The organism is Streptomyces sp. NPDC029138 (genome assembly GCF_055564375.1).
This window is the reverse complement of sequence record NZ_JBVHWM010000130.1, coordinates 1-8818: the sequence shown is the minus strand read 5'-3', so window position 1 is coordinate 8818 and position 8818 is coordinate 1. Positions and strand designations below refer to the sequence as shown.

9 protein-coding genes are annotated in these 8818 nt (G+C 71.8%); 5 read left to right on the top strand and 4 right to left on the bottom strand.

Features of this window, described 5'->3' with window-relative positions; genetic code table 11:
* Window positions 1–159 precede the first annotated feature (159 nt).
* A complete protein-coding gene (locus tag ACZ4WH_RS43645) occupies window positions 160–807 on the top strand; it encodes a biliverdin-producing heme oxygenase (RefSeq protein ID WP_468191815.1) in 648 nt (215 codons plus the stop codon).
* Between the two features lie 145 nt (window positions 808–952).
* Here the strand turns inward: ACZ4WH_RS43645 and ACZ4WH_RS43640 are convergent, their stop codons facing one another.
* Window positions 953–1597, bottom strand: coding sequence for a PhzF family phenazine biosynthesis protein (locus ACZ4WH_RS43640; protein WP_468191811.1), 645 nt, complete (start codon window positions 1595–1597; stop codon window positions 953–955).
* A 212-nt stretch (window positions 1598–1809) separates the two neighbouring features.
* On the opposite strand from ACZ4WH_RS43640, the gene efeO reads away from it, so the two are divergent.
* From efeO to ACZ4WH_RS43620, 4 genes are read left to right on the top strand one after another with little or no spacing between them, the layout of a single operon-like run.
* Window positions 1810–2946, top strand: a complete 1137-nt coding sequence (efeO, locus tag ACZ4WH_RS43635) for an iron uptake system protein EfeO (protein WP_468191808.1) — start codon at window positions 1810–1812, stop codon at window positions 2944–2946.
* 18 nt (window positions 2947–2964) lie between these two features.
* The gene (gene efeB / locus ACZ4WH_RS43630; protein WP_468191805.1) at window positions 2965–4215 is read left to right on the top strand and encodes an iron uptake transporter deferrochelatase/peroxidase subunit; all 1251 of its coding nucleotides are present in this window, start codon (window positions 2965–2967) and stop codon (window positions 4213–4215) included.
* 3 nt (window positions 4216–4218) lie between these two features.
* Complete coding sequence (efeU, locus tag ACZ4WH_RS43625) at window positions 4219–5091, top strand: iron uptake transporter permease EfeU (RefSeq protein ID WP_468191802.1); 873 nt, start codon at window positions 4219–4221, stop codon at window positions 5089–5091.
* A complete protein-coding gene (locus ACZ4WH_RS43620) occupies window positions 5051–6043 on the top strand; it encodes an SCO2278 family lipoprotein (protein ID WP_468191800.1) in 993 nt (330 codons plus the stop codon). Before efeU ends, ACZ4WH_RS43620 begins: the two co-directional genes overlap by 41 nt.
* Before the next feature lie 31 nt (window positions 6044–6074).
* Here the strand turns inward: ACZ4WH_RS43620 and ACZ4WH_RS43615 are convergent, their stop codons facing one another.
* From ACZ4WH_RS43615 to ACZ4WH_RS43605, 3 genes are all read right to left on the bottom strand, one after another.
* Window positions 6075–6815, bottom strand: a complete 741-nt coding sequence (locus tag ACZ4WH_RS43615; protein WP_468191796.1) for a bifunctional DNA primase/polymerase — start codon at window positions 6813–6815, stop codon at window positions 6075–6077.
* Window positions 6816–6991: 176 nt separating this feature from the next.
* Complete coding sequence (locus ACZ4WH_RS43610) at window positions 6992–7606, bottom strand: TetR/AcrR family transcriptional regulator (protein WP_468191793.1); 615 nt, start codon at window positions 7604–7606, stop codon at window positions 6992–6994.
* A 42-nt stretch (window positions 7607–7648) separates the two neighbouring features.
* The gene (locus tag ACZ4WH_RS43605) at window positions 7649–8626 is read right to left on the bottom strand and encodes a small ribosomal subunit Rsm22 family protein (RefSeq protein ID WP_468191791.1); all 978 of its coding nucleotides are present in this window, start codon (window positions 8624–8626) and stop codon (window positions 7649–7651) included.
* Between the last annotated feature and the right edge of the window lie 192 nt (window positions 8627–8818).

Here is an 8818-nt window from a genome sequence, read left to right as displayed (position 1 = left end):
CCGGCAGACCACTCGCCAAGACCCGCGTTTCACCCTTCGCAGCACTCCGCCCCGCTGAATGAGATCCAGCGGGGCGGAATAAACCAACAGCGTCCCTGCCGGGGCGGGCTTTTTCTTGTACGCTTTTACCGACAGGTTGTCGGCAAAGAGGACGTGCTCATGGACTCCTTCTCGTCCCTCATCCGCACCGCCTCGCACGCACAGCACGCGGCGGTGCGGACCTCGCCGTTCATGAGCGACCTCCTCGGCGGCCGGCTCGGCGTGGCGGCCTATGCCCGGTACACCGAACAACTCTGGTTCGTCTACGACGCGTTGGAGACCACGGCCGGGCGGCTGACGGCGGATCCGGTGGCGGGCCCGTTCGTCCGGCCCGAACTCTTCCGGCTGCCCGCGCTGGAGCGGGACCTGGCCCATCTGCGCGGTCCTGGCTGGCGGGCGGGCCTGAGCGCCCTGCCCGCGACCAGGGCGTACGCGGACCGGGTGCGGGAGTGCGCGGAGCGCTGGCCGGGCGGTTACGTCGCCCACCACTACACCCGGTACCTGGGCGACCTGTCCGGCGGGCAGATCGTCCGGGACACGGCGGAGAAGACGTGGGGCTTCGCGAGGAACGGCGACGGCGTCCGCTTCTACGTCTTCGAGCGGATCGCCAACCCGGCCGCGTTCAAGCGGGGTTACCGCGAACTGCTGGACGGGATCGCGGTCGACGACCTGGAGAAGCAGCGGGTCGTGGCCGAGTGCGAGCGGGCGTTCGCGCTCAACACGGGCGTCTTCCGGGCCCTGGGCGAGGAGTTCCGGCGGTCCGCCTGAGCCCTGCACGACCGGGTCCCCCGCCGCGTGCGGGACGGGACCCGGGTCGGATCAGCGCAGGTAGTCGCTACAGTGGGCACCGGCCCAGGTCACGTTGTTCTCCAGCGAGGTGAGTGAGCCGGCGCACGGGCTGCACGCGTACGCGTCAGCGCTCCAGGTGGACCCGTCCCCCGACCTCGATCCACCCGTGCGGCTGAGGGGCGGTCAGGAGCTGCGAGCCCTTGCCCTGGGTGATGTTCAGCGCCCGGCCCAGCCGGTCGGTCAGCAGCAGCGCCGCCGCACCGGTGGCCTCGTCCTCCTGGATGCCGTCGTCGCGGCCAGGAAAGGCGCGGGCCCGGACACGCCCGGCAGCCTCGTCCTCCCAGGCCCACGCGTAGATCCACTCCCCCGCCGGCGGCACGTCCAGGGCCTCGACCTCGGCGGCGCTCGCGTACTGGCGCAGGGTGCGCGGGGGCGCCCACTCCGGGCGGGCCTCGATCCAGGTGAACTCGCCGTCCAGGCGGGTCCCGACGACGCCGGCGGGCGTGACCAGTTCCGGCACGTCGAGCAGCCAGGCCGTGCCCACGCAGGGATGACCGGCGAAGGGCAGGCGCAGGGTGGGCGTATAGATGTCGATCACTCCGCGCTCGGGGTCGTCCACGAACACGGTCTCGCTGAAGCCCAGTTTGGCCGCCAGCGCCTGCCGGTCGCTCCGCTCGGGCACCACCGAGCCGTCGCGGACGACGCCCAGCTCGTTGCCGTAGCCGCCGTCCGGCCCGCAGAAGACGCGGAGTACGTCGTAGTCAGTCACCGGGGAATTGAAGCATCGCGGCCCCGGCGACCGCCTCCTGCCACTCGTTGGCCTCCCCTTTGCCGTTTGTTGCCGTCGCTTTTGAGACGGCGCTATCAAGCCGTGTCTGTGATCTTTCCGTGAGAGCTGAATCACGGCCCCGAGGGGTATCGGTGAGGTAAGCCTCATGTAAGTTAGGGCAGCCTCACCAGACCAGATCGCTTGGAGCCTGCATGCGCGCCGTCCGACTGACCGTCACCGCCGCCGCCACCGCGGCGGCTCTGACCGCCCTCTCGGCCTGCACCGCGAAAAGCGATGCCAAGGACGGTGACGCCATCCACGTCACCGCCGCCGACTCGACGTGCGACACCTCCAGCAAGTCCGTGCCGGCCGGGCAGGTCACGCTGAAGATCGAGAACAAGGGCTCGAAGGCGACCGAGGTCGAGATTCTGTTCCCGGACGACCGGATCGTCTCCGAGAAGGAGAACATCGGCCCCGGCACCAAGTACACGCTCACCGCCGAGGTGAAGGCCGGCTCGTACGAGATCGCCTGCCGGCCCGGCATGAAGGGCCACGGCGTCCGGCAGAAGCTGACCGTGACCGGCGGCGGCAGCACCGCCAAGCGCGACCCGAAGCTGGACCAGGCCGTCGCCGAGTACCGCGAGTACGCCCAGGACCAGGCCGACGAGACGCTGCCGAAGGCCGAGACCTTCGTGAAGGCGGTCAAGGACGGCGACCTGGAAGCCGCGAAGAAGGCCTACGGCCTCTCCCGCCTCGGCTGGGAGCGCACCGAGCCGGTCGCCGAGTCCTTCGGTGACATCGACCCGAAGGTCGACGTCCGCGAGGACGGCCTGGAGGCCGGCCAGAAGTGGACCGGCTGGCACCGGCTGGAGAAGGCCCTCTGGCAGGACAAGAAGATCGGCACCGAGGAGAAGACCCTCGCCGACCAGCTGCTGAAGGACCTCAAGGACTGGCAGGGCCGGGTCGGCAAGGCCGAGATCACCCCGACCTCCATGGCCAACGGCGCCAAGGAGCTGCTGGACGAGGTCGCCACCGGCAAGGTCACCGGCGAGGAGGACCGCTACGCCCACACCGACCTGGTCGACTTCAAGGGCAACGTCGAGGGCGCCCAGAAGGCGTACGAGCTGCTGAAGCCGGTCGCCGCGAAGAACGACCCGGCGCTCACCAAGGAACTCGACAAGCAGTTCGCGGCGCTGGACACGCTGCTGGACAAGTACCGGACGGACAAGACGTCCTACGACTTCGTCTCCTACGACAAGGTCACCAAGGACCAGCGCAAGGAGCTGTCGGACGCGGTGAACGCGCTCGCCGAGCCGCTGTCCAAGCTCGCCGCCGCGGTCGTGAAGTAAGCAAGGGGGGCAAGGGCGATGACCGAGACCCAGGGCAGCAATCCGTCGCGCCGCGCGCTGATCGGCTGGGGCGGTGCCGGGCTCGCGCTCGGGGCCGCCGCGGCCGGCGGGGCCGTGGCGATGACCAAGGCGGGCAACGACATCGACCCGGCCGCCGCCGAGACCGGCGGCGCGGTGGAGTTCCACGGCGCCCACCAGGCCGGCATCGCCACCCCGGTGCAGGACCGGCTGCACTTCGCCGCGTTCGACGTGAAGACCGAGGACCGCGAAGAGTTCGTCCAGATGCTCAAGGACTGGACGGCGGCGGCCCGCCGGATGACCGCCGGGAAGGCGGTCGGGGAGGGCGCCTACGGCGGGCTCCCCGAGGCTCCGCCGGACGACACCGGTGAGGCGCTCGGGCTCAAGCCGTCCCGGCTGACGCTGACCATCGGTTTCGGGCCGTCGCTCTTCGACAAGTTCGGACTGGGTGACCAGCGGCCCGAGGCCCTGGTCGACCTGCCCAAGTTCCCCGGCGACAACCTGGACAGGTCCCGCACCGGCGGCGACCTGTGCGTGCAGGCCTGCTCCGACGACCCGCAGGTCGCCGTGCACGCCATCCGCAACCTCGCCCGCATCGGCTTCGGCAAGGTCGCCATCCGCTGGTCCCAGCTCGGCTTCGGCAAGACCTCCTCGACCACCCCGGACGCGCAGACCCCGCGCAACCTGATGGGCTTCAAGGACGGCACCCGCAACATCGCGGGCACCGAGACCGGCCGGCTGGAGAAGTTCGTGTGGGTCGGCGAGGAGGACGGGCCGGACTGGATGACCGGCGGGTCGTACCTGGTCGCCCGGCGCATCCGCATGAACATCGAGACCTGGGACCGCACCTCGCTCCAGGAGCAGGAGGACGTGTTCGGCCGGGACAAGCGCGAGGGCGCCCCGGTCGGCAAGGCCAAGGAGCACGACGAGCCGTTCCTGAAGGCGATGAAGCCCGACGCGCACGTGCGGCTCGCGCACCCCGACTCCAACAACGGGATCACCATCCTGCGCCGGGGCTACTCCTTCACCGACGGCACCGACGGCCTCGGCCGCCTGGACGCGGGCCTGTTCTTCCTCGCCTACCAGCGGGACGTGCGCAAGGGCTTCATCCCGCTCCAGCGCAACCTCGCCGCGCACGACGCGCTCAACGAGTACATCCAGCACGTGGGTTCGGCGGTCTTCGCGATCCCGCCCGGCGTCCGGGACTCCGGCGACTGGTGGGGCCGCACGCTGTTCTCGAAGGAGGCGTAGCCCGTGTTCTCCAACTACCTGATCGGCCTGCGCGAGGGTCTGGAGGCGTCGCTCGTCGTCTGCATCCTGATCGCCTACCTGGTCAAGACCGGCCGCCGGGACGCCCTGAGGCCGATCTGGACCGGCATCGGCATCGCGATCGCCATCGCCATGGGCTTCGGCTGCGCCCTGGAGTTCGGCTCGCAGGAGCTGACGTTCCAGGCGCAGGAGGCGCTCGGCGGCTCCCTGTCGATCGTCGCCGTGGGCCTGGTGACCTGGATGGTGTTCTGGATGCGGCGCACCGCCCGGCACCTGAAGTCGGAGCTGCACGGCAAGCTGGACGCCGCCCTCGCCCTCGGTACGGGCGCGCTGGTCGCCACCGCGTTCCTCGCCGTGGGCCGGGAGGGCCTGGAGACCGCGCTGTTCGTGTGGGCGTCGGTGCACGCGGCGAGTGACGGCACCCCGCGCCCGCTGCTCGGCGTCGCTCTCGGCCTCGCCACGGCCGTCCTCCTCGGCTGGCTGTTCTACCGGGGTGCCCTGAAGATCAACCTGGCCAAGTTCTTCACCTGGACCGGCGGGATGCTGGTCGTGGTCGCGGCGGGCGTGCTGGCGTACGGCTTCCACGACCTCCAGGAGGCCGACTGGATCCCGGGCCTCACCGACCTGGCCTTCGACATCAGCGGCGTCATCCCGCCCGACAGCTGGTACGGCACCCTGCTGAAGGGCGTGTTCAACTTCCAGCCCGACCCGACGATCCTTCAGATCACGGTGTGGGCGCTGTACCTGGTCCCGGTGCTCGCGCTGTTCCTCTCCCCGGTAGGGTTCGCCTCCGGAAAGGGGAAGGTGAAGGAGCCCGATGACCAGGGAACGCAGCCGTCGACGGCTTCGCAGGCGTGACCGGAACGCACTCATAGCGGCCTCGCTGACCGCTTTGTCGCTGACCGCGAGCGGATGCGTGGTGGTGCACGGGGAACGGGTGGTGCTCCCCGCCGCCACCCGCGCCGAGGCCGCCAAGGCGCTCACCGCGTTCACGGACGCGTACAACAAGGCCGACAAGGCCTATGACAGCTCCCTGGACGCGCCCTATGTCACCGGGGCCCTCTCCGACATCGACTCCGCCCGGCTGACGGCCGGGCACGTCAACAGCCCGTCGGGGAACGCGAACCACACTCCGCTGACGCTGACGGACGTGAAGATCACGATCCCGAAGAAGGCCGGCTGGCCCCGCTGGTTCGTCGCCGACGCCCGGGGCAACAAGGGCGGGAACTTCCGCTGGGTGCTGGTCTTCACCCGGGGCGGCCTCGGCGAGCGCTGGCAGGTGGCCTATCTGACGCTCATGGCCCCCGGCACCGTACCCGCGTTCAAGACGGACAAGGACGGCTGGGCCGAGGCCGTACCGGCCGACACCTCGCGACTGGCCGTCCGGCCGGACGAGTTGAGCAAGACGTACGCGGACTACCTGAAGAACGGCGGGAAGACCTTCGCGGACGGCCGCGACACCAGCGGGCTGCGCGCGGACCGCGCGAAGGAGGCCAAGAAGCCCGGCCTGGTCCGGCAGTTCATCGACGAACCGCTCGGCCACGGCGACTACGCGCCGCTCGCGCTGCGCACGGCGGACGGCGGGGCGCTGGTGTTCTTCACCACGCACCACTACGAGAAGCAGACCGCCTACACGGGCGCCACCGTGCCGGTCCCCAACAAGGACGTGCAAGCCCTGATCAAGGGCGAGGTGAAGCAGTCCCTGACGCTGGAGTCGATCGCCAACGAGGCCGTGCTCGACCCGGCCGGCAGCGGCCCGGTGCGCATGCTGGGGCGGGTCCAGGGACTGACGTCCGCGCAGGGCGAGTAGGGCGAGCAGGGCGAGGGGTCCCGCCGGCCCGTCAGTGGTGCAGGGGCCAGGCCGCGCCGGGGTGGCCGCTCTCGGTGCCCGCGTGCCGGGCACAGGCGTCGGTGAGCGCCTCCAGCAGGGTCAGCGGGTCCGGCAGCGGCTGCTCCGGGCCGCGCACCCAGCGCACCCGCTGGTCGGCGTCGCCGGGCAGCCGGGCGGGCGGTACGAGGACGTAGGAGCCCCGGCAGTGCCAGCGCAGCCCGGGGTGCTCGTCCATCGTCTCGGGGTGGCAGTCCAGCTCGCAGGGCCACCACTCGTCCTCGTCCTCGGGGGTGCCCCGGGTGAGGGTGAAGAACAGCATGCGGCCGTCGTCGCTCTCGGCGACCGGGCCGACCTCGACACCGGAGCCGAGCAGCCGGTCCAGGGCCTCCCGGCCGGCCTCCAGGGGCACGTCCAGCACGTCGTGGACCATGCCGGTGGCGGTGATGAAGTTCGCCGCCGGCTGGTGCCGGGCCCAGCGCTCGATCTGGGCGCGGTCGGTGGTGGACTGCGTCTGCCAGGCGAACGACACCGGGTGGCGGGCCGGGGTGGGACAGCCCACGCGGTCGCAGGAGCAGCGGTAGCCGTCCGCGGGGTGCGCGGCGGGGGCGAGGGGCAGGCCCGCCGCGGCGGCGGCGAGCAGCAGGGTCTCACGGCCGCTGTCGTCGGCGGCGGCCTCCTTCGGGCGGCGTCCTAGCAGCCATTGGGAGAGTTTGCCCTGCCGGCCGCTCCGGCCGCCGAACGTCGCGCTCATCTATCCCCTCGGTCTGGTGGTCGCCTCGCTGGTGTGCGGACAGCATGCCTTATCGTCCCATCTTCGCGTGCTTCGGGGGGTCGCCGCGGGCGAGTGGCCGACAGTCACCGGTGGGTGGGTGGGCGATTCAGTGCGGGCGATTCAGGTGGGTCTGCGGGCGATTGAGTGCGGGGGATTCAGTGCGGGGCGATTCCGTGCAGCGCGTACTCGACGAGGGTGTCCGTGTACGCGTACGAGATCGGCCCGCTCCGTTGCAGCCAGCGTTGCGCGAGCGGGGAGACGAACAACTCCAGGGCGATCCGGGGGTCGATGTCGGCTCGTACGGCCCCCGCCTCCTGGGCCGAGCGCAACCGGGCGACGTACAGCTGAAGCTGGGGTTCCAACAGCTTGGCGACGACCTCGCGACCGAGCTGCTCGTTGACCACCCCCTCTGCGGCCAGCGCCCGCGACGGCGCCTCGAAGCGCGGGTCGAGCAGCTCGTCCACCGTGGCCCGCAGCACCGCCTTGAGGTCGGCGGCCAGGTCACCGGTGTCCGGGATGGCGTCCACCTCCTGCCCCGCCGCCCGGGGCGCCTGCTCGGCGAGATCCAGGAACGCCTCCAGCAGGACGTCCGCCTTGGACGACCACCACCGGTAGATGGTCTGCTTGCCGACCCCGGCCCGGGCGGCGATGGCCTCGACGGTGGTCTTCGGGTAGCCGACCTCCGCGACCAGGGCGAGGGCGGCGGCGTAGATCGCCCGGCGGGACTTCTCGCTGCGGCGGGTGGCGTCGGGGGCGGGCTTGCTGACCATGGGGTCGAAAGTAACAAGCGGCGGGGCGGGCTACGACACCCGTCAGGAGGTGGGGTCGTACGGCGGCCAGGCGTCACCCCAGTCCGCGTCCCGGGCCGCCTTGTACAGGTCGCCGTGGCGCTTGGTGACCGTCGTCCGGCGCAGCCGCTCCTCGGTCTCGCACAGGTCGAGCAGCACCTGGCCCTTGCGGATCTGCGGGCGCCGGACCACCCGGGCGGGGGCCGGTTCGGCGGACAGCCGGGTGGCGGCGACGTAGGAGAACTTCTCGTCCTCGTACGCCAGTGAGCCGCCCTTGACCTGGCGGTGCAGGGAGGAGCGGCCGACGCGGGCGGAGAAGTGGCACCAGTCCGTGCCGGGCGCGATGGGGCAGGCGGCGCTGTGCGGGCAGGGGGCGGCGATGCGGAAGCCGGCCCGGACGAGCCGGTCTCGGGCCTCGATGACGCGGTCGTAGCCGGCGGGGGTGCCGGCCTCGACGATCACGACGGTCCGCGCGGCGCCGGCGGCGGCGTCGACGAGGGCGGCGCGGTCGGGCTCGGCGAGTTCGTTGAGGACGTACGACACCGTGACCAGGTCGGTGTCGTCCAGGGTGAGGTCCTTGCCGATCCGGGCGCGCTGCCAGCGGGCGTCCTTCAGGGCCGGGTTGGCGGCGGCGATCCGCCGGCCGAGGGCGAGGGCGGGTTCGGCCCAGTCCAGCACGGTGACGCTGCGCTCGCCCGGCCAGGTCGCGGTGACGGCCCAGGTGGCGGCGCCGGTGCCGCCACCGACGTCGACATGGCTGCCGGGCGTCCAGTCGGGGACGGTCGCCGCGAACGCCTCCAGCGCGGAGTGGACGGCCTCGAAGGTGGCGGGCATGCGGTAGGCCGCGTACGCGGCGACGTCGGCGCGGTCGCGGAGGATCGGCGCGTGGGTCGGGGTGTCGCCGCGGTAGTTGGCGATCAGCCGGTCCACGGCGGCGGTGACCTCCGTGGGGGGCAGGCCGTCGAGCAGCTCGGCCAGGGCTGTGCGGAGGGGGTCGTTCACCTGGCGATTCTATGGCGCCCGGCACCGGTGCGGGCCCTCCGGGGGTTCCCCTCCATGGCGCCCGGCACCGGTGCCGACCCGGGGGGGGGGGGGGGGGGGGGGGGGGGGGGGGGGGGGGGGGGGGGGGGGGGGGGGGGGGAGGGGGGAGGGGGGGGAGGAGAGGCAAAAGCGGCGGAAGAGAGCCAGAGACAA

Coding starts and splice junctions, on each gene's coding strand:
- ACZ4WH_RS43645 (WP_468191815.1), top strand. CDS start 160: ATGGACTCCTTCTCGTCCCTCATCCGCACCGCCTCGCACGCACAGCAC.
- efeO (WP_468191808.1), top strand. CDS start 1,810: ATGCGCGCCGTCCGACTGACCGTCACCGCCGCCGCCACCGCGGCGGCT.
- efeB (WP_468191805.1), top strand. CDS start 2,965: ATGACCGAGACCCAGGGCAGCAATCCGTCGCGCCGCGCGCTGATCGGC.
- ACZ4WH_RS43620 (WP_468191800.1), top strand. CDS start 5,051: ATGACCAGGGAACGCAGCCGTCGACGGCTTCGCAGGCGTGACCGGAAC.
- ACZ4WH_RS43615 (WP_468191796.1), bottom strand. CDS start 6,815: ATGAGCGCGACGTTCGGCGGCCGGAGCGGCCGGCAGGGCAAACTCTCC.
- ACZ4WH_RS43610 (WP_468191793.1), bottom strand. CDS start 7,606: ATGGTCAGCAAGCCCGCCCCCGACGCCACCCGCCGCAGCGAGAAGTCC.